General features: G+C 38.9%; 21 protein-coding genes. 13 read left to right on the top strand and 8 right to left on the bottom strand.

Translation table 11 applies throughout. The annotated features are described in order from the left end of the window. Positions 1-111: 111 nt before the first annotated feature. Complete coding sequence (gene ffh, locus ACTJJH_RS14580) at positions 112-1,524, top strand: signal recognition particle protein (RefSeq protein WP_002120334.1); 1,413 nt, start codon at positions 112-114, stop codon at positions 1,522-1,524. Between the two features lie 49 nt (positions 1,525-1,573). Here ffh and ACTJJH_RS14575 read toward each other — a convergent pair whose 3' ends face one another. Next, positions 1,574-2,308 carry a pantothenate kinase gene (locus ACTJJH_RS14575; RefSeq protein ID WP_440601342.1) on the bottom strand — a complete coding sequence of 245 codons (735 nt, stop codon included), beginning with the start codon at positions 2,306-2,308 and terminating at the stop codon, positions 1,574-1,576. 15 nt (positions 2,309-2,323) lie between these two features. After that, entirely contained in the window at positions 2,324-3,076 is a 753-nt protein-coding gene (locus ACTJJH_RS14570) for a biotin--[acetyl-CoA-carboxylase] ligase (protein ID WP_068565938.1), read from the bottom strand. 30 nt (positions 3,077-3,106) lie between these two features. Here ACTJJH_RS14570 and ACTJJH_RS14565 point away from each other — a divergent pair, with 30 nt between their 5' ends. From ACTJJH_RS14565 to ACTJJH_RS14535, 7 genes are all read left to right on the top strand, one after another. Continuing rightward, the gene (locus ACTJJH_RS14565) at positions 3,107-3,910 is read left to right on the top strand and encodes a sulfite exporter TauE/SafE family protein (RefSeq protein ID WP_032006734.1); all 804 of its coding nucleotides are present in this window, start codon (positions 3,107-3,109) and stop codon (positions 3,908-3,910) included. 254 nt (positions 3,911-4,164) lie between these two features. Continuing rightward, entirely contained in the window at positions 4,165-4,860 is a 696-nt protein-coding gene (locus tag ACTJJH_RS14560; RefSeq protein ID WP_002120391.1) for a GntR family transcriptional regulator, read from the top strand. Positions 4,861-4,870: 10 nt separating this feature from the next. Beyond that, positions 4,871-8,320, top strand: a complete 3,450-nt coding sequence (gene smc / locus ACTJJH_RS14555) for a chromosome segregation protein SMC (protein ID WP_440601341.1) — start codon at positions 4,871-4,873, stop codon at positions 8,318-8,320. 1 nt (position 8,321) lies between these two features. After that, positions 8,322-9,353: a cell division protein ZipA C-terminal FtsZ-binding domain-containing protein gene (locus ACTJJH_RS14550; protein WP_078225459.1), complete on the top strand. Its 1,032-nt coding sequence runs from the start codon at positions 8,322-8,324 to the stop codon at positions 9,351-9,353. Between the two features lie 94 nt (positions 9,354-9,447). Then, positions 9,448-11,487: an NAD-dependent DNA ligase LigA gene (gene ligA, locus ACTJJH_RS14545; RefSeq protein ID WP_311077845.1), complete on the top strand. Its 2,040-nt coding sequence runs from the start codon at positions 9,448-9,450 to the stop codon at positions 11,485-11,487. Between the two features lie 252 nt (positions 11,488-11,739). Beyond that, positions 11,740-12,204, top strand: coding sequence for a heteropolymeric bacterioferritin subunit Ftn (ftn, locus tag ACTJJH_RS14540; protein ID WP_001214863.1), 465 nt, complete (start codon positions 11,740-11,742; stop codon positions 12,202-12,204). Between the two features lie 289 nt (positions 12,205-12,493). Next, entirely contained in the window at positions 12,494-13,687 is a 1,194-nt protein-coding gene (locus ACTJJH_RS14535) for an MFS transporter (RefSeq protein WP_167564410.1), read from the top strand. A gap of 69 nt (positions 13,688-13,756) precedes the next feature. Here the strand turns inward: ACTJJH_RS14535 and ACTJJH_RS14530 are convergent, their stop codons facing one another. Next, on the bottom strand, positions 13,757-15,190 hold the full coding sequence (locus ACTJJH_RS14530; RefSeq protein ID WP_440601340.1) for an alpha,alpha-trehalose-phosphate synthase (UDP-forming): 1,434 nt from the start codon (positions 15,188-15,190) through the stop codon (positions 13,757-13,759). Beyond that, the gene (gene otsB, locus ACTJJH_RS14525) at positions 15,178-16,029 is read right to left on the bottom strand and encodes a trehalose-phosphatase (RefSeq protein ID WP_440601339.1); all 852 of its coding nucleotides are present in this window, start codon (positions 16,027-16,029) and stop codon (positions 15,178-15,180) included. The genes ACTJJH_RS14530 and otsB overlap by 13 nt, the downstream gene beginning before the upstream one ends. 356 nt (positions 16,030-16,385) lie before the next feature. Here otsB and ACTJJH_RS14520 point away from each other — a divergent pair, with 356 nt between their 5' ends. The 5 genes from ACTJJH_RS14520 (at position 16,386) to bioD (ending at position 21,041) form a co-directional block, all read left to right on the top strand. Next, entirely contained in the window at positions 16,386-17,117 is a 732-nt protein-coding gene (locus ACTJJH_RS14520; RefSeq protein WP_440601338.1) for an alpha/beta fold hydrolase, read from the top strand. Between the two features lie 93 nt (positions 17,118-17,210). Continuing rightward, positions 17,211-18,491, top strand: a complete 1,281-nt coding sequence (gene bioA / locus ACTJJH_RS14515) for an adenosylmethionine--8-amino-7-oxononanoate transaminase (protein ID WP_174724537.1) — start codon at positions 17,211-17,213, stop codon at positions 18,489-18,491. A gap of 1 nt (position 18,492) precedes the next feature. Next, entirely contained in the window at positions 18,493-19,650 is a 1,158-nt protein-coding gene (locus ACTJJH_RS14510; protein WP_440601337.1) for an 8-amino-7-oxononanoate synthase, read from the top strand. Continuing rightward, entirely contained in the window at positions 19,647-20,396 is a 750-nt protein-coding gene (gene bioC / locus ACTJJH_RS14505; RefSeq protein WP_440601336.1) for a malonyl-ACP O-methyltransferase BioC, read from the top strand. The genes ACTJJH_RS14510 and bioC overlap by 4 nt, the downstream gene beginning before the upstream one ends. Further along, positions 20,397-21,041, top strand: coding sequence for a dethiobiotin synthase (bioD, locus tag ACTJJH_RS14500; RefSeq protein WP_032004264.1), 645 nt, complete (start codon positions 20,397-20,399; stop codon positions 21,039-21,041). A 61-nt stretch (positions 21,042-21,102) separates the two neighbouring features. Here bioD and rluB read toward each other — a convergent pair whose 3' ends face one another. The 4 genes from rluB to ACTJJH_RS14480 all read right to left on the bottom strand — a co-directional run bounded on the left by rluB (position 21,103) and on the right by ACTJJH_RS14480 (position 24,293). Next, on the bottom strand, positions 21,103-22,026 hold the full coding sequence (gene rluB, locus ACTJJH_RS14495) for a 23S rRNA pseudouridine(2605) synthase RluB (protein WP_002120431.1): 924 nt from the start codon (positions 22,024-22,026) through the stop codon (positions 21,103-21,105). 41 nt (positions 22,027-22,067) lie between these two features. Beyond that, positions 22,068-22,664 carry an SMC-Scp complex subunit ScpB gene (gene scpB / locus ACTJJH_RS14490; protein ID WP_002120355.1) on the bottom strand — a complete coding sequence of 199 codons (597 nt, stop codon included), beginning with the start codon at positions 22,662-22,664 and terminating at the stop codon, positions 22,068-22,070. After that, positions 22,661-23,452 carry a segregation and condensation protein A gene (locus ACTJJH_RS14485; protein WP_064785569.1) on the bottom strand — a complete coding sequence of 264 codons (792 nt, stop codon included), beginning with the start codon at positions 23,450-23,452 and terminating at the stop codon, positions 22,661-22,663. Before ACTJJH_RS14485 ends, scpB begins: the two co-directional genes overlap by 4 nt. 223 nt (positions 23,453-23,675) lie before the next feature. Continuing rightward, a complete protein-coding gene (locus tag ACTJJH_RS14480) occupies positions 23,676-24,293 on the bottom strand; it encodes an L-threonylcarbamoyladenylate synthase (RefSeq protein ID WP_440601335.1) in 618 nt (205 codons plus the stop codon). Positions 24,294-24,365 lie beyond the last annotated feature (72 nt).

Here is a 24,365-nt window from a genome sequence, read left to right as displayed (position 1 = left end):
ATATAAGATATAAATTCGCTGCGAACTAAAGTATCCTATAGCATTCTATGCATAAATTTTCTATTTCGAGAAAGATTTTTTTGCAACTAGCCATTTTAAGCGGATTTTGCAATGTTTGATACCTTAACAGAACGACTCACACAGAGTTTAAGAAATGTTACTGGCTCAGGGCAGCTGACCGAAGACAATATTAAAGATACCTTACGTGAAGTACGTATGGCACTTCTTGAAGCCGATGTCGCGTTACCTGTAACTCGTGAATTTATCGCGAAAGTTAAGGAAGAGGCATTGGGCCAAGAAGTGATGACTCAGTTATCACCAGGCCAGGCATTTGTAAAAATTGTCTATGACGAACTCACCAAGATGATGGGGGAGGCGAATGAAACACTTGATTTAAGTGCGAAACCTCCTGTTGTAGTATTACTTGCTGGTTTACAAGGTGCAGGTAAAACCACAACTGCTGCCAAGCTGGCACGTTTCTTAAAAGAACGTCAAAAGAAAAAAGTAATGACTGTTTCTGCCGACGTTTACCGTCCGGCAGCAATTAAACAGTTAGAAACTGTTTCAAATGAAGTTGGTGCAGGCTTTATTCCTTCAGATCCTTCTGAAAAGCCAATTGATATTGTTAATCGTGCAATTGAACAGGCAAAAATCCAGTTTGCTGATGTATTGATTGTCGATACGGCAGGCCGTCTACATGTCGATGCAGACATGATGGACGAAATTAAAGAATTACATGCAGCAGTTAAGCCGACTGAAACTTTGTTTGTGGTTGATGCCATGACAGGTCAGGATGCTGCAAATACAGCAAAAGCATTTAATGATGCTTTAGCACTTACTGGTGTGATTCTTACTAAAACTGATGGTGATGCACGTGGTGGTGCAGCGCTTTCTGTGCGTGCCATTACTGGTAAGCCAATCAAGTTCTTGGGTATGGGTGAGAAGCTTGACGCTTTAGAACCATTCCATCCAGACCGTGTTGCTCAACGTATTTTAGGCATGGGTGACGTACTTTCTTTAGTCGAAGAAGTTGAACGTAAAATCGACAAAGAAAAAGCCGAAAAAATGGCGAAAAAATTGCAGAAAGGCGGTAGCTTCAACTTTGAAGATATGCTGATGCAATTTGAGCAAATGAAAAAAATGGGCGGCATGATGGGCTTCTTAGACAAGTTGCCTGGCATGAGCGGTGCAGGAATTCAGCAAGCGATTGAGCAAGCGAACCCTGAAAAACAAGTCAAGAAGATGGAAGCGATTATCCAGTCAATGACTGTTAAAGAGCGCCGTAATCCAGACCTGATGAACCCAAGTCGTAAAAAGCGTATTGCGGCAGGTTGCGGTATGGATGTTGCTGAAGTGAACAAACTTATTAAGCAACAAGCGCAAATGGCCAAAATGATGAAGAAATTTGCGAATCCATCTGGTATGAGCAAAATGATGCGTTCATTAGGCAATATGCAAAAGCAATTTGGCGGTGGCGGTGGCGGAATGGGGCCACTGTTTGGTAATAATGACCAAAAGAAATAAATCCATAAAATAAAAGGCGCATATAGCGCCTTTTATTTTGTTCTGTATTTTAATCTTTAGGGTAATGAGCAATATATTGCTGTAACCCTTTGAGTAAAAGATCGGTTTCTACCACAGGCTCATATTTTTGTAGGAATTTGGCAAATAGTTTTGCATCACCACCAGTTAGCAGCAGCTTTTTAGGAGATTGCTGCATAATATTTTCAATGGTACTAATCAGGCCTAATAAAATACCGTGATGTACTGCATCTACAGTGTTATTGCCCGGATTTAGATTGTCAAAAGCTGAGTCTGGAATTTTAATACCCTTGGTATTTTGAATAAGAGCATCTCGCTGCAAATACAAATTAGGCAGGATGTAACCTCCTAAATGCTGTTTACCTTGAGTTAGGTCAATTGTGAGCGCTGTTCCGCAACCAATAATGCAATAGTTTTCATATGCTTGAGCTACAGCTAACACTTGTAACCAGCGGTCAATCCCGAGTTGACTTGGAACTTCATAACCACACTGTAAACCTGCATATTCAGAGTGAACTTTCGCAAAAACTACTGGAATTTCAAGCCATTTTAAAATCTGCTGAATGCGTTGATTATTCTCGGTATCAAGTACCGAAGAAATTCCAATGCGATGTAGACCTTGATGTTTAAAGTGTTGGATTAACCCAAGTAATAAATCGGCAGGAGACTGCAAATGTAGCTCAGCTGCATGTTCAATAATTTGCTGATTTTCAGTAATCCAGTATTTTAAACGAGTGTTTCCGATATCAAGCCATAAACTTTTCATGGGGAAAATACCTGATTACTGAGTTATTTGTGGTCTTAGGCGACCTTGATAAAACTGCTGTGGTTCTGGAGTTTCAAGAATTACTGCACCTTCATTGGAAATTCCAACGAAACGGCCATGTATCAGTCCTTGACTATGTTCAAACTGAACTAGCTGATTAATCCACGCCGCATGATGGTTAAAACGTCCCGCTAAATTGTAGCAGCCATGATCAAACCAGCGAGCAGCATTTTGAATGGCAACATAGAGCTCTGAAATTAACTCAAGACGACCCATTTGCTCTAGACCTAAATCCTCTAAAGAGGTAATTGGCTGATCACTATCAGTCACTGGTGGTGTTTTTAAATTAATACCTACACCTACAATAGCCTGATGCTGAGACAGTGGTTCGACTAAAATTCCACCCCATTTGCCCTGAGCACTATATAAATCGTTTGGCCATTTCACTTGCAGATTCAGAGCTTGTAACTGGGGGATTTGCAAAATATTCAGAGCAACTTCAAGTGCTAAGCGACCATCTAAGGGTGTTCGAGTTTGCACCAATGTGCTTAAATAAATGTTTCCTTCAGGTGAAATCCATTGCCGTTGATGTTGACCTCGCCCTTGAGTTTGTTGAGCACTGCAAACCAAGCCCGTTGTAATGCCTTTTTGGGCAATTTCACGAATATCATCATTGGTCGAAGTTGTGGTTGCTTTTAATAAAACCACTTCTGGAAGCTGGTTTTTTGCGCTTAAAAGTTGTTGTAGTTGGCGAGTCTCTAAATCCATGTTGAATATGAGCAGAGTGGTAAAACATTTATGGAGTTAATCATATATTTACTCATTGGTGCAATTGCTGGTTTTACTGCCGGATTGTTTGGAGTTGGTGGTGGACTAATTATTGTACCAATCCTCTATGTCGTTTTTACCCAGTTACACTATGATCCAGCGGTAATCATGCATATTGCAGTCGGAACATCGCTTGCAACCATTATTGTGACGTCTTTTAGTTCTGTTTCAGCTCATCATAAAAAGGGTGCAGTACTTTGGCCTGTTTTTCGTAATTTAGCTCCTGGACTGGTGTTGGGTTCATTTTTAGGGGCGGGTATTGCTGACCTGATGTCTGGCCAGCATTTGCAACTTCTTATTGGTATTTTTGCGGTTGTGATGGCCTATCGGATGTTTAAAGGAGCACATGTAGTTGTTGATCCAACGCGTCAGCTTCCTACAACCCCTATGCAATTCATGGCGGGTGGAGGAATTGGTATTGCCTCTGCAATTTTTGGAATTGGGGGAGGAAGTTTAACCGTTCCATACTTAAACCGTCATGGCGTGGTTATGCAAAAAGCAGTCGCGACTTCTGCCGCTTGCGGTTTACCAATTGCGGTTGCTGGAGCGATTGGCTTTATGTGGTTTGGTGCAAAAGAACAAATCTCAGTGCCTAACACGATTGGTTACGTACATATCTATGCGTTTATTGGCATTAGTGTCATGAGTTTTGTCACAGCGAAGTTTGGAGCAAAGGTTGCTCATGCGTTGTCGCCGCAGATGTTAAAAAAATGTTTTGCTTGCCTCTTAGTGGTGGTAGGTAGTTATTTTATTTATAAAGGCATTATGCACTAGAGACTAAAATTTTAAATTTATAAGACTATAGTTAAAAGCTTGAATTTTTAGGAGTTCGAGCTTTTTTTATTTATAAAATATAAGAGCGCTCCAGCTTTTATTCATCTGATTTTGGTGTTGTTTTTAGATGAGTTGGCTTAAAATGCAATAAAATTGTCAGACAATGACATAGTTTTTAATCGATGGGATCAGTTAAAAACAAGGATGCGAAAGAAAAGCATGGATTAATGCATATAAAAAGTAGCGGGTGATTTATGAATCTCGAAGACACAGAAAGTCTTTCTGAGCAAATTGTCAAATATATTAGCGAACAGATCATTAGTGGCGAGCTAGTAGAAGGCGAACGTATTCAAGAACTACGTATTGCCAAAGAACTTGACGTTAGCCGAGGATCAGTTCGTGAAGCATTGTTATTATTAGAGCGTACTCATTTAATTGAGATTTTTCCACGCCGTGGGGCAATTGTTTCAGAAATGTCTGCACAACAAGTTAAAGCGTTGTTTGATACAAATATGATGTTATTGGGGCATATTGTACAACGCATGAGCGAAACATGGCGTGCGCATGAAGCAGATCAATTACAGTTGCTATTAGAGCAACTTCTTGAGCATGTCAAAGCAGGTGATATCGAAAAATTTTATGATGGGGTCTTCCAATATTTAGCTGAACAGCAAGATATGGTGGGGAATCCTTATCTAATGAAATTTTATAAAGAGTTATTACCTTCATTACGTCGTAGTTATTTTTTGACCTTAAATACCTCTAAGCGGGAACTACAAGAAGCATTTGCATTATTTAAACTCGTGACTGATGCAATTTTAATCCGAAAATCACAACAAGCCGCTTTATTTATGGAAGATTTTTGTCGACACTTACGTAACCTTGTGTTGGAATCGCTGACACGAATGAAACAGATTGAATTGGCTTGGGCAAGACGCTCACGCCGCTAGTTAGGGCATTATGCGTTTAAGCAGTTTAAAACTTTCCGGCTTTAAATCTTTTGCAGATAGTACAACCTTAAATTTTAAGGCTAACCGCACAGCAGTGGTTGGTCCAAATGGTTGTGGCAAATCCAATGTAATTGATGCGATCCGCTGGGTGATGGGTGAGTCAAACGCTCGTCAGCTCCGTGGTGGTAGCATGCAAGATGTTATTTTTACGGGGACTTCCAAACGTAAGCCCGTTGGTGTGGCCAGTGTTGAGCTACGCTTTGATAATACTTATGGAAAGTTGGGCGGATCGTATAATGCTTATAATGAGTTAGCTGTTCGCCGTCAGGTCACGCGTGAGGGTAAGTCAGAATATTTCTTAAATGGTACACGTTGTCGCCGCCGTGATATTACCGATATTTTCTTGGGAACAGGCTTAGGACCACGCTCTTATGCGGTCATTGAGCAAGGCATGATTAACCGCTTGGTTGATGCCAAGCCTGAAGAAATGCGTGTGTTCATTGAGGAAGCCGCGGGTGTTTCTCGTTATCAGGCTCGTCGTCGTGAAACTTTGCAGCATCTTGAACATACAGAGCAAAACCTTTCGCGCTTAGACGATATTGCACTAGAGTTAAAATCGCAGCTTAAAACGCTTAAGCGTCAGTCGGAAGCAGCGGTTCAATATAAAACTTTAGAAAGCCAGATCCGTACGCTCAAAATTGAAATTTTGTCTTTTCAGGCAGAGAAAAGTGTACGTCTACAAGAAGAATATACTGTTCAAATGAATGAATTGGGTGAAACCTTTAAATTGGTTCGCTCAGAGTTAAGCACGATTGAACATGATTTAGAAGCAACCAGTGCTTTGTTTCAGCGACTTATTCAGCAATCTTCACCGCTACAACAAGAATGGCAACAAGCTGAAAAGAAACTATCAGAGCTGAAAATGACTCTTGAACAAAAACAGAGTCTATACCAGCAAAATAGTACGACTCTCGTTCAGTTAGAGCAGCAAAGATTCCAAACTAAAGAACGTTTACAGCTTTCTGAATTGCAACTTGAAACACTGAATAATCAGCTAGAAGAACAAACAGAAGCTTTAACTGGAGTTGAGCATACAGCGACGGAGGCTGAACAAAACTTTGCTGATTTACAATCTCAGCAGAAACAAGCACAACAACAGTTTCAGCAAGTAAAAGCTCAGGTTGAAAAACAACAGCAGCAAAAAATGCAGATGTCAGCTCAAATTGAACAGTTGGGTAAAAATGTTCAGCGCATTGAGCAGCAAAAAGAAACGCTGCAACATCAAGCAAACCAAATTCAATCGCATGTTCATGAAGATGAGCAGGGCGAGCTTGAGCAACTGCAACAGAAATTACTTGGCGAAATCGCGTCGCTTGAAACTGAAATTGAGCAACAATTACTGCATTTAGAGCAATCTCAACAGCAACATCAATCAAGTAAAAATCAGCAGCAAACGCTGAAAACAGAAATCCAAGTTTTATTATCAGAGCAGAAAAACTTAAGCCAGCTTGTTGCTAAACAAAATCCAAAGCAAAACCAAGATACGCTACGTTTAATGCAGGCTCTAGAGTTAACCGAGCAAGGTAAACCACATGCGCAGATTGTTGAGAAGTTTTTAGCAAAATGGTTGCAAGCTCATATTCTTGAGACTGAACAAGTCTTTCAAGAAGGAGTTGCCCGCCAGTTAAAACCTTCAGAGCAAACAAGTCAATTTAAAGGGAACTTGGCTTGTTTAAATGAGTGGATTGCATCGCCACAACTATCAATTTTTTCAAATGTAGCGATTGCACAAGATTTATCTCATGCTTTAAATGTACAAAAGCAACTGCAATATGGCCAGTCTATTTTGACTTTAGATGGTTATCATGTCGGGCAGGATTGGGTCATTGCTCTTATGTATGATGACGAAAGTCAAAGTGCGCAAGGTATGCTGAGCCACCGTATTCGTCTAGACGAAATTGAACAAGTTCTTCAAAAGCAGCAACCAGAATTACAAGTATTAGATCAAATTGTAGTTCAGCAAAAAGATGAGCTGGGACAGCTACAAGTTGACTTGCAGCAGAAACAACAAGTCATTAAACAAAAACAAAAAGACTTGCAACAGCTTGATGTGCAAATTGTCAAGCAACAAACCGCAGCACAAGCATTTTTACTGCAAAAACAGCAATTAAAAGATCAACTTGATCAGTTAGACATGCAGCTTGAAGAAGATGCAATGCAAAAAGACGATCTTGAAATTGATTTGCATGCATTAGCAATCAAGCTCGAAACCATTTTACCTGACTATAAAACTTTGCAATTTCGGGTAGAAGAATTAACAGAGCAGCTAGAAGAACAGCAACAAGCCCTGCAACATCAGCTACAAGAACGTGAAATTTTATGCCGTAATAGCACGCAGACAACTCAACAGATTGAGTTGCTTGAAAAAGATATCTCATTCTTGCAGAGCCAATATCAGCAAATTGCAGCTCAAATGGAGCAAGCGAAAAAGTTTGTTGACCCTATTCAATTAGAGTTACCAAATCTTGAGTCAGAGTTTCAGCAACAATTTGCTCAAACTGAAAAGTTGCAAAAGAACTGGAATGAATGGCAGCTTGAACTCAATAGTGTGCAGGAAAAACAGCAGACTTTGACCGATCAGCGTCATCAATATCAACAAAAAGATGAGCAGCTCAGAGAACAACTTGAAGCGAAACGGTTGGCATGGCAAGCAGCCAAGTCAGATCGTGAGCATTATCAAGAGCAGCTTAAAGAGCTAAATGCCGAGTTTCAAAAAGGCTTACAAATAGATTTAGTCGAGCACCAGCAAAAACTGGAAAAAGTACAGAAACAGTTTGAAAAAATCGGTGCAGTTAACCTTGCCGCTTCGCAAGAGTTTGAAGAAGTTTCTCAGCGTTTTGATGAGCTGAGTCGCCAGATTCAAGATTTGGAAAATACGGTAACTCAATTAAAAGATGCGATGAAAAGCATTGACCAGGAAACCCGTAAGCTGTTTATGACAACTTTTGATCAGATCAATCAGGAGTTGCAAAACCTGTTTCCAAAGGTTTTTAATGGTGGTGAGGCGAGTTTAAGTCTTGAAGATGACTGGCAATCTGGTGTTAAACTGATGGCAAGGCCACCGGGTAAGAAAAATAGTTCTCTAGCATTACTTTCCGGTGGAGAAAAGGCTTTAACAGCGTTAGCATTAGTATTTGCGATTTTTAGATTAAATCCGGCACCGTTTTGTGTACTAGATGAAGTGGACGCACCACTTGATGATGCGAATGTTCAGAGATATTGTAATTTGGTAAAAGAACTTTCTGAACATGTACAATTCATTTACATTACACATAATAAGCTGGCGATGACCATGGCAACTGATTTGTTGGGTGTGACCATGCCTGAACCGGGTACATCAAAATTAGTCACTGTCGATTTAGAACAGGCAAAAGAATACGGGTTAGTTTCGGAGTCATAGAATGGAAATCAATACGATTATTGGCATCGTTGTTGCCATTATAATTATGCTAATTGGCTTAAAAATGATTTTAAAAAAGCCAAACCATGCTGAACCCTCATTAGACAGTGATTTACATATTAATCCTGATAGTAATCAACCGGTTATACCTAGGCACGTGAGAGATCAGCTTGAGAAAACTGAAGCTGAATCTGTAGCGGTGACTAGTGCAGAGCGAGTAGAACCGACTTTAAGCGAAGCTCCTGAAACAAAACAGTCAGAAATTGAGACCGTAGAACCCGCTAAAGCAATTCAAACTGAAAAAACTCAAGCAGTTGTTGAAAACGCTTCTGTAAAAGAAATTAAATCTGAAGAAACAGTACCAAGCTCTGCCATTCATAAAGATGGTTCAGTTGAATTGGTTGATACAGTTTCTGTTAAACCGGAAGCTGAAGCTTTAGCAAAAGAAAATTTGGAAGCTGAAAGCGAAAAAACTGAGCCTGAGTTGAGTTTAAATCCGAATATTGAAACCGCCGAAATTGCTGAGTTTGAAGGCGAGAGTAATATTCTGGATGTGCATTTACATGAACAGCAACGTTATGATGATGAAAGTGCATTAGCGATGGCTGAACAGATTATTGCGCTAAATGTTTATCCAAACCCTCGTCGTGCATTGTCTGGCGATAAAGCGCTTAAAGTGCTGTTGAAATATGGTTTACGCTACGGCGAAATGTCGTGCTTCCATCGTTATGAAAATACCGATGAGCCGAGTGTACTCATGTTCTCTGTATTGCGTATGACAGACAATGGACCAGCTGGTTTTGATCTTGAAACTCTATCTACTGAACAAGTTCAAGGGTTGGCATTTTTCCTTGCGCTTCCAAACAGTAAAGCCGTGACTGGTTTTGATATGATGGCGAGTATTGCAGGTTTAATTGCTCGCGAAATTGATGGCAAAGTTTACGATGAGAATAATCTTGAATTTACGCCACAGTTAAAAGAGCACTGGCGTCATCATGTGATTGATTATCGTCCGGCACAGGCGACCGCCTAGTTTTAATTTTTTACGTTCGTTGCGATAATTGCAACATATCTAGTCGCAGCTCAGGGTGGAGAAATTTCCACCCTTTTTTATGGTGAATAACATAATGGCAACAACTTCCGTGATCGAACAGATGCGTCAGCTTATTCAACTGATTGCAAAGCATAACCATGCCTACTATGTCATGGATCAGCCGACAATCTCGGACAGTGAATATGATCATTTATTTCACCAGTTAAAAGCTTTAGAAGAGCAATATCCTGACCTTGTTCAATCAGATTCACCAATTACAAAAGTAGGGGGGCAAGCACTCTCTAAATTTCAAAGTGTGACTCATGTAGTTCCGATGCTTTCTTTGGGGAACGTTTTTAATCAGGAAGACTTATTCGCATTTGCACGCCGTGTTGAAGAGCGTTTGCCTAATCAAAAAGTACAATACGAAGTCGAACTAAAACTTGATGGTCTTGCGATTTCTCTCTGGTATGAAAATGGTGTGTTAATACGTGGCGTTACACGTGGTGACGGAGAAACTGGTGAGGACATTACCCAGAACGTTAAAACGATTCGTAATTTGCCTAAAGTGTTACATTCAGATCACTTTGAAATTCCACGTTTGCTGGAAGTTCGTGGTGAAGTACTTATGCCAAAGTCCGGTTTTGAAAAACTCAATGTCGAACAAGAAGCCAAAGGCGATAAAACATTTGCAAACCCGCGTAATGCCGCAGCTGGTAGTTTAAGACAACTCGATCCTAATATTGCTGCGGCTCGACCTTTAGCATTTTATGCTTACGGCATCGCTCAATGTGAACCTAATCATGGCTTAACTACCATGCATGACAGTCTGCAATGGCTCACAAAACTTGGATTTGAAATTGCTGAACGTCAATATCTGTGTAATTCAATTCAAGAAGTACAGCAACGTTATGAGCAAATTCAGCAAGAACGTTCAGATCTACAAGTTGAAATTGATGGGATGGTTGTAAAGGTTGATGACTTAAAGCAACAACAACAACTTGGTTTTTTAAGTCGTGAACCACGTTGGGCAACTGCTTATAAATTCCCTGCACAAGCTGCATTAACTACAGTTGATCAGATTGACTGGCAAGTAGGGCGTACAGGTACTTTGACTCCTGTAGCGCGTTTAAACCCTGTATTTGTGGGAGGAGTTACAGTTTCCAATGTAACTTTACACAACATTGGTGAGATCCATCGCCTAGATGTACGTGTTGGTGACACGGTGAGTGTTTATCGTACAGGCGATGTTATTCCTAAAGTAGAAAAAGTCTGGCCAGAATTCCGTCCTGTTGATGCCGAAGTTGTACATTTACCTGAAAACTGTCCTGTTTGTGCTTCACCAGTTGTAATGCCTGAAGGGGAAGCTTTAGCACGTTGTTCTGGTGGACTGTACTGTGCTGCACAGCGTATTGAAGCGATTCGTCACTTCGTATCACGTAAAGCTCTGGATATTGAAGGTCTAGGCGATCGTTGGGTAGAGTCTTTATTACACCTCGATTTGCTCAAAGATGTTGCCGATATTTACCATTTGCACGAACACCGAGAAACTTTACTCGGGATTGAAAAAATGGGCGAGAAATCGGTACAAAATCTGATTGATGCGATTGAAGCTAGTAAAAAGACAACGCTTGCGCGTTTTATTTATGCTTTAGGAATTCGTGGGGTAGGTGAAACAACAGCTAGAATGTTAGCCAATACTTTCCAAACTTTGGAAGCGCTTAAAGCTGCTGATGTTGAAGCTTTAAAGAAAACACCAGATGTTGGCGATATTACTGCAGAATGGATTGCTGACTTTTTCTTGGCACCGCACAACATTGAAGTGCTTGATCGCTTAATTGCGGCAGGAATTCATTGGGATGCACCGACTGCACCAACACGACAGCCATTAAATGGCGAAAGCTGGGTGTTAACAGGCACTTTAGAGCAAATGACCCGTGATCAGGCAACTCAAATGCTACAAGCATTAGGTGCGCGTGTAAGCGGAAGTGTATCAAGTAAAACTAAATGTGTTGTTGCGGGCGAGAAGGCAGGTTCTAAATTAGAAAAAGCAGCAAAACTTGGTATTGCAGTTATGAATGAGACTGATTTCTTATCACTTATGGCAAGCTATGGGCAGACTTTAAGCGAATAGATCTACCGAAATAAGAACCATTGATTTTAGTTACAAATTTATAAATTGATGGTTTGAGCCATATTTTAACGCTTGTCTGAACTTATAAATTGGACAAGCGTTTCTTTTTGCAGAGGAAATTTAAATAACTTAAACTGCAAATGCGTATGTTTCTCATTTTAATTTGATAAAAATCATAAACTTAACCATTTTTTGTTTTGCAATCACTTTTAAGATTGCCCATAATAGTTCTCATACGATAGGAGATTTATTATGCGTGGCAATCCAGAAGTCATAGACTATTTAAATATGCTCATTGGCGGAGAATTGGCTGCCCGTGATCAATATCTAATCCATTCTCGTATGTATGAAGATTGGGGTTTAAATAAAATTTATGAACGTATTGATCATGAGATGCAAGAAGAAGCTTCTCATGCTGATGCGATCATTCGCCGTGTATTGTTTTTAGGTGCTAAACCAAACATGCACCGTGAAGATATCAATGTTGGTACAGACGTTGTATCTTGTTTAAAAGCTGATTTGGCGCTTGAATATCACGTTCGCGAAAAGTTAGCGACAGGTATCAAACTTTGCGAAGAGAAGGGCGATTACATTAGCCGTGATATGTTGCGTCAACAATTATCAGATACTGAAGAAGACCATACATACTGGTTAGAAAAGCAATTACGTTTAATTGAGTTGATTGGCTTGCAAAACTATATTCAATCTCAAATTTAATAAAAAGACCCAGCTCAGGCTGGGTTTTTTATTGACTCATTTTAATAAAATGAAGTCTTAACTTAGATGTTGATTTTGTCAAATTGAACATATTCAAAGCCTTACTATATAAGGCTTTGGCAGTTACAAAAAAGTCAGAAAAATTGTATCACACCCCCTGTTTTTTTTATGAAATTGTTTATAATTTCGCCAACAAAACCCTTGCCTAGAAATTTAATGAGGCAAGGGTTTTTCTATGGAAAATCGGTTGGTATGGATCGCCAATGATTTTATGGTGAGTTCGCGAAATATGTTATTTACCAAACCTGCTGTTTTAGATACAGCTACTCTTCTAAGCACACAGCGTCTTGCAACACGACTAAGCTTTTTTAGCTTAGGTTTTGCGACTGCAGCTTGGGCACCTCTTATTCCTTTTGCACAGCAGCGTTTAAACCTAAATCATGCCGATTTTGGTTTACTTTTGCTGTGTATGGGTATTGGCTCAATGATTGCTATGCCTGCGACTGGTGCTTTAGTAAAGCGCTGGGGATGTCGTCCGTTAATTGCTTTGGCATTGATGTTGTTAATGGTTTTATTGCCTAGCCTTACGATGTGGAGCAGCATTGTGACGATGGCTGTAGCATTGTTTATCTTTGGATCGGCAGCAGGATGTCTTGGAGTAGCTATCAATTTACAAGCAGTAGTTGTTGAAAAACATAGTGTGCGAGCTCTTATGTCTAGCTTCCATGGAATGTGCAGTCTTGGTGGCTTAACAGGCGCTATGCTTGTGACAGCATTATTGGCAGTAGGTCTTTCACCCTTAATGAGTACTTTATCAGTCGTTATGATTTTACTTGTTATTGGTGGTGTTGCTATTCCTTCTTGTTTAACGTCTTTTGAACAGGATGAAAAGCCACATGAAGATACCACTCAAGCACCGAAAAATTTTTATCGTCCTGATGGCATTATTCTGCTTATTGGTATGATGTGTTTTATCGCCTTTTTATCAGAAGGTGCAGCAATGGACTGGGGTGGTATTTATTTAACAAGTAAATATCAACTTAATCCTGCTTTTGCTGGTCTCGCATATACTTTCTTTGCTCTTAGCATGACCACTGGTCGTTTTGCAGGTCATATCTTGCTTAAGCAATGGGGTGAAAAAAATATTGTGACTTATAGTGCAATTGGAGCCGCTATTGGTATGGCTGTTATTGTAACTGCACCAGTGTGGCAAGTGGTTGTATTGGGTTATGCACTATTAGGATTAGGCTGTTCTAATATTGTACCAGTGATGTTTTCTCGTGTTGGTCGACAAAACAATATGCCTAAAGCAGCAGCACTATCTTTAGTATCAACAATTGCCTATACAGGTTCATTAAGTGGACCAGCTTTAATCGGTTTGATTGGGGAATGGACTGGTTTAAGTACAGTTTTAACAGGCGTCGCTGTATTACTATTTATTATTGCTTTACTTAACCGTTTTACATTAATAAAGACAAATTAATTTATAAATAATAATCACCAAATAGCGAACATCGAGAAATTAAATTTCTCGATGTTCTTTTATTCAGATTTATAAAACCTGATAAATAGATTGATAATTATCTTGTAATAATCGCTGAGGCTTCATTAGTAAAGTTGGCGTCTTTTCTAAATCATCCAAGAAATTATTTCGCCAATGGGTAAGATCAGATGATGTTAATCCCTCTATCAATTGTTGATAACGATTAATACGCTCAGCTTTAGACATTTCTAAAGCCATTTTTAAAGCATCCATCATTGCCGCTCTATCTTGCGGGTCAACAATCAAGGCTTGAGACATTTGCTCAGCGGCACCAGCATATTTAGATAAAATGAGCACACCTGGATTTTCAGGGTCTTGTGCCGCAATATACTCTTTAGCCACTAGATTCATACCATCACGTAGTGAACTAATCCAGCAAATATCTGAATGACGATAAATGTGCATAAGATTATGGTGTTGTACCGTGTCATAGCAGCAATCTACTGGCCTCCAGTCTTCATGCGCAAACTCTTCGTTAATTAACTCCAGCTTGGTTTTAAAACGTTGGTATAAGCGTTGATAAGCTGGAATATCGGTACGAGAAGGGATTGCCACTTGAAGATGTCGAACTAAGCCATGATATTCAGGGCTGGTTTCCAAGAACGTTGCAAATGCATTAAATCTTTCCAGTAAACCTTTTGAATAATCAATACGATCAACTCCAATAATAGTTTTTTGACGTGGAATTTCTTCAAAATTAAACACCGAAGAGGTCGCCAAATCTTGTTGGGCTTGTTTTTGTATAAGTTCAGGCTGAACACCAATTGGGTATGATTTAATTAATATTTGACGTTTTTTATAGCTAATACTATTGCTTTGAATTTTTTGAGCTTCGAGTAAATTCAGACAAGTCTGCATGCAAGCATTTTGGTCAATCTGAGTTTGTAAGCCAATAACATCATATTGACTCAAGTCTTGAATTAACTCACGGGCTACCGGAATTTTGTGCCAGATATTCAGACTGGCAAAAGGAATATGTAAGAAGAAACCAATTTTGTTTTGCATGCCTAATTCACGGCAATAGCGAGCCACACTAAAAAAGTGGTAATCGTGCACCCAAATAAGATCTTCAGGCTGAGCAAGCTGTTTTAGCTTTTGAGCAAATAAGCGATTAACCTTTTGATAGGTCTTATATTCTTCTGCATCATATTCAATCAGATCATCTCTATGATGCATTGCTGGCCACAAAACCTTGTTGGCAAAACCACAATAATATTGGGCATATTGCTGATGAGTGAGGGGGCAGGTAATGTAGTCAATTCCTTGAGAATAAGCCTGCGCAAATTCTGGCGCTTCGTTATCGGTAATTTGCTGCCCATTCCAGCCTAACCAGATGCCGTTACTATCATTTAGTGCATCTTGTACAGCTACAGCAAGACCACCTGCTGAAGCTTTACCCGATGGCATACTTATTCTGTTCGATAATACGATTAATTTAGACATAATTTTTCTCCATTCTGATTTTGGCTATTTTTGACATATAAGCTTTTTATTCTGTTTTGAAATAAAAGAAGAAAATCCGCGACATTATCAATATCTTTTAATCTATATTTAGCTTGTGTTTCACCCGGACCTACTTTAATACTCAGGCCAGATTGCTGATTAATGTAGGTGAAACCAGATTCATCTGTTAAATCATCACCTATAAAAATAGGTAATACTGCATGTAAATCAAGATGATTTAATATAGTCTCAATTGCTCTACCTTTATCAGCTTGGTTTGGAATTAATTCAACAACAAATTTCCCTCTATTTATTTTTAAGTGGGGGTGATTTAAATTAATTTTCTGTATAATATTAATAGCATTATTTTCTAAATTAGGATTTTTACGATAATGTAAGGCAATAGAATATCCTTTATCCTCAATTAATAATTCGGGATATTTATCACAATTTTTGATAATATCTTGTTTTAATTTTTTGAAATTAATACCGCTTAAATCTGGTCGAATATAATTTCCTGAATCAAAATAAATATCTAAACCATGTAAACCAGCAATTGGAACCTCAATAGGATGTAGTAGTTTGCTTGCTGTATCTACATCACGACCTGTTACAGCAATAACAGGTATATTTAATTTAGTAATTTTTTTTATAACGTCTAATGTAGTTTGTGGAATAAAACTATGCTCAGGATTAATTTGAAAGGGTGCTAATGTCCCATCAATATCCAAAAATAAGCAGTAATTTTTATCTAAAGATAAGTTATTTATAATATCGTTGGGTGTAACAAAAGATGTATTTTTTTCTCTCCCATCAGATATTGTGCTTTGACTGTTCATATTAGCCTTCCTAATACTTTCTGATCAATAATTAATCTTCTAGCATTAAAATGAATTGATGAGTCATTTCTTTTAATAAAAAAACATAAGTATTAACATTAATTACATTGCATAATGGATTTATAGGCGAAGTGTGGAGTATGTTGTTTTTTGATTGGCTTCAATGTTTAGATAATTAAATTTTTGTATATTTACTATGAATAATGCGGGTCTTACTTATCAATATATTTCAGAATATTAACTCATTATAAATGCTTAATTTTATGCTCTAAAATTTACCCTTTATATTGATTTTAAAAGATATTTTAAATCGATATTATTATATAATCTTTATAAAATCGGCTTTGGACAGGCATATGAAGTTACAAAATAAAATTTTATTAATTACAGGTTGGGGGGTAGGAGTGGAGCCTTTGCAGTCCCTTAAATTGCAATTGGAAAAAGCTGGCTATCAAACACAACTTATTAATATTTTTAATATTTTAGATGGTAAGTATCGTGCCCAGCTTGATTTAGTTGCTGAGGTTGATGTAGTAATAGGTTGGTCTTTAGGTGGACAGTTAGCAACTCAACTGGTTAATACTTTTTATGAACAAACAGGGCAAACTAAAACTTTAATTACGCTCGCTTCAAATCCTTGTTTTGTTACCAACGATAATTGGCAGACTGCTATGTCTGCTGATGTGTTTAGTCAATTTAAGACTTCTTTTTTACAAAACCCGCAAGCCACTTTAAAGCGTTTTTATTATTTAATTACACTCGGTTCCTCTCAGGCTAAACAAGATTGGATAAGCATGCAAAACATAGCAAATCCGCCTTCAAGTGAATTGCTATCAGAAGGTTTGCAAATGCTTGAGCAACTAAATTTGGTAAATAACTTAAAAAACTATCTAGGTCCGCAGCTTCATGTGTTTGCCGAGCAAGATAATGTCATTCCTTGCAAAATTAGTGAAAATTTCAAGGATATCGCGACAGTAAACATGAGTTATAAAGTATTAGAAGGCGCTACTCATGCTTTTCCATACCTAGAAGTAGATCGAACAATTGAAGAAATCTGCCAATTTTTAACAATTCATCAGCAAAGTTAATAAGCTTTGGTTGATCTCGCAATTTTCTTTCATTCTTAACAGGTTTAACATGTGCTAAATGAAAGATTTAATTGCTGTAAAAGGGTATAGAGGATGACCGATAATTTTGATTTGGAACATATTTGGCATCCATATACCTCAATGACCCAACCTTTACCAACGTTTAAGGTTAAACGTGCCTATGGGGCAACGATTGAACTAGATGATGGTAAGACTTTAATTGATGGTATGTCGTCATGGTGGTGTGCAATTCACGGCTATAACCACCCTGAACTCAATCAGGCAGTGACAGATCAATTACAGAACATGTCGCATATCATGTTTGGTGGTTTAACTCATGATCCTGCAATTGAACTTGGAAAAATTCTTTTAAAAATTACGCCGCCAAGTCTCGATAAAATTTTCTATGCAGATTCAGGTTCGGTTGCCGTTGAAGTTGCTTTGAAAATGGCTGTGCAATTCTGGACAGCACAAGGCCAACCACAAAAAACAAATTTTATTACTACACGTTCTGGTTATCACGGTGATACATGGAATGCGATGTCGGTCTGTGATCCAGTGACAGGCATGCATCAAATTTTTGGTACAAGTTTACCGAACCGTCTTTTTGTAGCAGCACCGCAAACCAAATTTCATGAAGAGTGGAACCAAGAAGATATTGCTGAGCTAGAGCAAGCTATTCAGCAAAATCATGAAAACCTTGCTGCACTGATTATTGAGCCGATTGTTCAAGGTGCAGGGGGGATGCGTTTTTATCATCCTGAATATTTACGTCAGGCGAAAGCACTTTGTGAACAATATAATCTGTTATTAATTTTTGACGAAATTGCGACTGGTTTTGGTCGCACGGGTAAGCTCTTTGCATGGGAGCATGCCCAAGTTGAGCCAGACATTATGTGTATAGGTAAGGGCTTAACAGGCGGCTACATGACGTTATCTGCTACCTTAACGACAAAGCATGTTGCAGAAACCATTAGTCGCGGTGAGGCTGGGGTGTTTATGCACGGCCCAACTTTTATGGCCAATCCACTTGCTTGCGCGGTCGCTTTAAAAAGTACCCAATTATTAATTGAGCAAGATTGGCAGGCTAATATTGAGCGAATTGAACAACAGCTTGGCCAATATTTAACGCCTTTAAGTCAGCTTGATTATGTTGCCGATGTGCGAGTGCTAGGTGCAATTGGTGTAGTAGAACTCACCTTTAATGTTGATATGAAAACCTTACAGCAACAATTTGTAGACCGTGGAATCTGGATCCGTCCTTTTGGAAAATTGGTTTATGTGATGCCACCGTATGTCATCACGCATCAAGAGTTAAGCGATTTGCTCGAACAATTAGTTGAAGTTGTTCAAACGATGCAGGGAGCGAATTAAGATGTCATTGCTTGATCATTTTTCTGCCGAATTGGATGAGTTAAAGCAACAAGGTAACTTTAGACAATTTACCCAAAATGTGCAGCACGGACGTTTTATTACGATTCAAAATAAAACGATGCTCAACTTAGCTTCAAATGACTATCTTGGGTTGGCTGTTGATATCAATCTTCGTGAAGAGTTTTTAGATAGCTTTCCAATCGAGCGTAGCTATTTTAGTTCTTCATCTTCACGTCTATTAACGGGCAATTTTGACGAATATGAACAATTAGAAAATAGCCTAAGCCAAGCATTTAGTGGTCGGGCGGCACTATTATTTAATAGTGGCTACCATATGAATATTGGTATTTTGCCAGCTGTTGCTGATAGTAAAACTTTAATATTGGCGGATAAGTTAGTTCATGCCAGTATGATTGACGGTATACGTTTATCTGGCGCTCAGTATGTGCGTTATCGACATAACGATTTACAACACTTGGAACAACTCCTCCAAAAATATCATGATGATGACAAGATTGAACGAATCATTGTGGTCACAGAAAGTATTTTTAGTATGGACGGTGATGAGACGGATTTAGCCGCTTTAGTTCAGCTAAAAAAACGGTTTGCTAAAACTATGTTATATGTTGATGAAGCGCATTCAATTGGGGTTCGTGGTCAGCAAGGCTTAGGATGTGCTGAACAATATAATGTGATTCAGGAAATTGATTTTCTGGTCGGTACATTAGGCAAAGCATTAGCGGCGGTCGGTGGTTACATTATTTGTGATCCAATTATTAAAGATTATCTCATTAATAAAATGCGCCCACTTATTTTTAGTACTGCACAGCCTCCGATTGTTATGGCATGGGCAAACTTTATTTTTCAAAAAGTATTAGTCTCTCAATCTCAACGTGAACACTTAAAAAATATTAGCCAATATCTTCAACAAGCTGTTGTGCAAAAGGGTTATGTAAGCCCATCGACCAGCCATATTATTCCAGTCATTGTTGGAGAAAGTCAGGCTGCGATCGATAAAGCGAAATACGTTCAGGAAAGTGGTTTTTATGCTATGCCTGTGCGTCCACCAACAGTACCTAAAAACAGTTCGCGTTTGCGTATTTCTTTAACGTCAATGGTGCAGCAACATGAACTTGAAGAATTGGTGAGTTTTCTGTGAGTTTGAATAAAAACTTAGTTGCCCAGCGTTTTGCCAAAGCAGGGCAAAGCTATTCAGAGCATGCAATTGTTCAAAAACAGATTTGCCAAAATTTAACAGGTTTAGTTCAGCAGTTCTGCCCGGCTACGATGTCGCGTGTCTTTGAAATTGGTTGTGGTTCTGGCAATTTAACTCGTCTTCTTGCTACATCTTTTCAGTTTGAAGAGTTAATTTTGAATGATCTATATGCAGATGTGCAGCAGCACTTTAGTCATCAAGAAAATTTAAAATGGTTGATTGGGGATATTGAAACTTTAGATTTCCCTCAGCAGCTGGATATGATTGTTTCAGGTTCAGCTTTACAGTGGATGCAAGATTTACCGCATTTGCTCGAACGTTGTAATGAGGCTTTAACTGAGCGAGGTTGGTTATGCTTTTCAACCTTTGGTTCTAAAAACTTATTAGAGATTAAAGAATTAACAGGACAGGGTTTAAGTTACTGGTCAGTTGAAAATTGGAGTAGTGTCTTAACTCAAGCTGGTTTTGAGATTTTGCATTTGTCAGAATCAGAAACTCAACTCTATTTCGATTCACCTAAAGCTGTGTTGCAACATTTAAAAGCAACAGGTGTAACCGCAACGGCTCAGCATCGTTGGACTAAACAAACTTTACAACAGTTTTATCAAGATTATGATCGGTTTAAGTATGCTGAAGGATATTCCCTAACATATCATCCTATTTATTGTATTGCCCGGAGAATGAAGTAAATGAGTGGCCAGATCTATTTTGTGAGTGGGATTGATACCGAAATTGGTAAAACCTACGCGACAGGCTTCTTAGCAAAATTATGGACTGAGCAGGGTAAAAAAGTGATTACCCAAAAACTCATTCAAACAGGTAACGCTGATATTTCTGAGGATATTGAAAAGCATCGTGAAATTATGGGGCAGGGCTGGTTCCAAGAAGATCATGACAAGCTAACCATGCCTGAAATCTTTAGTTATCCTGCTTCACCTCATCTTGCAACACGTCTTGATAACCGAGAAATTGATTTTCAAAAAATTGAAGATGCGACCCAAACATTGGCTGAGCGTTTTGAAATCGTATTGTTGGAAGGTGCGGGAGGTTTAATGGTGCCATTAACCACCAGTCTGCTTACCATTGATTATGTCGCTCAGCATCAGTTTCCTGTTATTTTAGTAACATCGGGCCGTTTAGGAAGTATTAACCATACTTTGCTTAGTCTTGAAGCACTTAAGTCTCGTGGGCTGAAGTTGCATGCCTTGGTTTATAATCTAAAAGATGAATCAAAGGATCCATTAATTTCTCAAGATACTTCAAATTTTTTGAAAGATTATTTAGCTATTCATTTCCCCGAAGCTGAATGGATTGAACTGGCAAAAATGAATTAAGTTAAGCAGGTTATAAAAAACCGCTCTAATTTGAGCGGTTTTTTTACATCTTTTTAATATCTTAGAATTTCTTCGAACCGCGGTTAAAACCAGTCGATTTACGTTGGTTCCCTGTGTTAACAGGAGCTTCTTTTTCATCATCACGACGTTGTTGACGTAAGTAACCGCCACGACGCGCAGCCATTGGTTTTTCAGTCATACGATCAGTACGGCGTTTCGCCATACCAAATAAACCTGTACCTTGACGTGGTTTTAACTCAACCGATTTGGCTAAGTTGTCGATGTCAGTTTTGTCGAGTTCCATCCAGCGACCAGTACGTAATTCGCGCGGTAAAATAACTGTACCGTAGCGTGTACGTAATAAACGGCTTACTTTAAGATCTTGTGATTCGAAAATACGACGTACTTCGCGATTACGACCTTCTTTTACTACAACTTGGTACCAGCGGTTAATACCTTCACCACCAATTTCAGAGAATGATTCGAATTTGGCAGGACCATCTTCGAGCTCTACTCCGTTGACCATGTTTTGGCGTAGTTTTGGCGTTACTTCACCCATTACTCGAACAGCGTATTCACGTTCAATTTCATTAGATGGGTGCATTAAGCGGTTAGCAAGTTCACCATCATTTGTGAATAGTAATAAACCAGTACTGTTAATATCCAGACGACCTACCATTACCCAGCGGTCATTGGCAATTTGTGGTAAATGATCAAATACGGTTGGGCGTTTTTCAGGATCATTACGTGAACAGATTTCACCCTCAGGCTTATAATAAATCAGTACGCGACGACGAATTTCGTCTTCAATCTGAAACTGAACTTTACGGCCATCAATGCGTAATTCATCGCCTGGTTCAATGCGCTCACCCACTTGGGCAACACGACCGTTTACACTCACGCGTCCTGCGGCAATAACCTCTTCCATATATCGGCGGGAACCTAATCCGATTCGCGCTAATACTTTTTGCAATTTTTCACTCATGACAGCACAACCTTAGACATAATGATCAACAGTCCACCTCTTTATGATTTCGGTGCATTTGCATCGAGAGCCATAAAGGCTTCCTTGGCGTTCTGTAGGGGAGGCAATTGGCCTAGAGAGGCTAGACCAAAAGCATTCAGAAACTGAGGCGTTGTAATTAGCAACGCAGGTCTTCCGGGTAAATCTCTAAAACCGGCTTCTTTAATCCAGTTCCAGTCAAATAGTGTTCTAAGAATCTGACTATTATTAGATACACCACGAATTTGTTCAATATCAGCTCGGGTAACCGGTTGATGATAAGCAATGACAGCCAGGGTTTCTAGTAATGAAGGCGACAGTTTTGTTGGTCGCTCTGGCCAAATTTGCGCAATAATACTACGATATTTAGATCTTACCTGAAAGCGAAACCCTTGTGCTGTTTCAATCAGCTCAATAGACCGACCATGTTGTAATAGCGCGAGCTGTTGCAAAAGCTGACGAAGCTGTTGTTTATTATATTGATTGTTAAATGCTTCTTTTAAGCGGGCAATTGAAACAGGCGCTTCACTGGCAAAGATAATTGCTTCAAGTTGTAATAAGACTTCATGATGTATGTCAGCTAATGACAAATCACTATTATTTTGTTCAAAACTACTCATATTGAAGATCCTTGAATTGCTAACGGGGCTTCAATACCAGTGGCAATAATTTTAATTTTCTGTTGGCGAGTCAATTCTAAAACTGCCATAAAAGTAACAACCATTCCCATACGACCTTGCTGGGGATTGAGTAATTCTTTAAAACTTAACACGTCACCAGACTCTAATTTCTCTTCAATATATGCAATACGTTCTTCGAGTAAAACAGGTTCTTGAGCGACAACATGGGTAATAGGTTCGGGGCGATTAAATACACAGAACAACGCATCATGTAGCGCAGAAATATCGTAACCTTCATAAACAGGTGAGATATGTCCCAAGCTTACATTGGCGTTAAATGTATCGCGCTCGAGAATTGGCATTTGGCCTAAACGCTCAGCTGCTTGCTTAATGCGTAGATAGGTTTCAAGACGATCAATAAGCTCCTGCTTAGGATCTTTTTCAATGCTTATAATTGTAGGTTTTGGTAGAAGTAGGCGAGATTTTAGGTCAGCTAATAGAGCAGCCATCACCATATAATCTGCTGTCAACTCGATATTTAAAGATTTCATGCTATCCATATAGGCCAAATATTGAGTCGCTATAGGAGCAATATCGAGTTGAATTAAATCGAAACCGTTTTTCTGAATCAGATAAATTAAAAAATCTAATGGACCTTCAAACCGCTCGAGCAAAATCTCAAATGCAGCTGGAGGTATATAGAGATCTTCTGGAATTTTGTCATGCCACTCATCTAAAACACGGATGTGTGGAGCGTCTTCCATGGATTGATGAAGTGATTGATTCATTACGATTATAAGCCACGCGAATTTTCAAAAGCATGAGACTTGTTATTCAAGTCCTAGACAGCTGTAAGTAGAAGAACAGCAGATAGTGAAAATCATTCTAAATGAATTGTGTCTTTTAATAAATTACTTAACGACTAAAGTGTAAAAAAAATCCAAAATAAATAAAGAGTATTTTTTTGAGTGATAATACTTTTTTTTAAACTATTGGTAAAAAAGTAAGTGCTTATTCAAAAGCACTTACATCGCCAACACCACGGCGGATAATTTCAGGATGTTCGCCCGATAAATCAACGATACTTGTACTGGTCAAGGTACCAAAACCTCCGTCAATAAATACATCAATTCGTTTATCTAACTGATTTTCAATATCGTAAGGGTCATCTAGAGGGTCTTCTTGACCCGGTAAAATTAATGTACTGGTGAGTAGCGGCTCGCCAAGTTCTTGTAATAAAGCCTGACAAATTGCATTACTCGGAATACGTAAGCCAATTGTTTTCTTCTTAGGGTGCATCAATCTACGAGGGACTTCACTTGTTGCAGGTAAAATGAATGTAGTAATAGCTGGTGTGTTCGCTTTCAATAAACGATATGTCGCATTATCAACTTTTGCATAAGTTGCAATATCAGATAAGTCACAGCACATAATGGCATATTGATGTTTAGGTCCTAAGCCACGAATCTGTGCAATACGTTCCATGGCATTTTTATTACCGATTTGACAGCCAATCGCATAGGCAGCATCGGTAGGGTAGACCACAACATCTCCTGCTCGGATACGTTCAACCGCTTGGGCAATGAGGCGTTGCTGTGGATTTTCAGGATGTACATGTAAATGCATCATATTTTAGAGACTCCATCACGCCAGTGTTAAAAATAATTATTAGGCTTTTTAAATGGCCTAGGCAAGCAATTA

Origin of the sequence: Acinetobacter sp. 22301, assembly GCF_052045285.1 — a bacterium.
In the GTDB taxonomy this organism is placed as follows: Bacteria; Pseudomonadota; Gammaproteobacteria; order Pseudomonadales; family Moraxellaceae; genus Acinetobacter; species Acinetobacter pittii.
The sequence above is the reverse complement of the archived record's forward strand: the minus strand, read 5'-3'. Positions and strand labels throughout refer to the sequence as shown.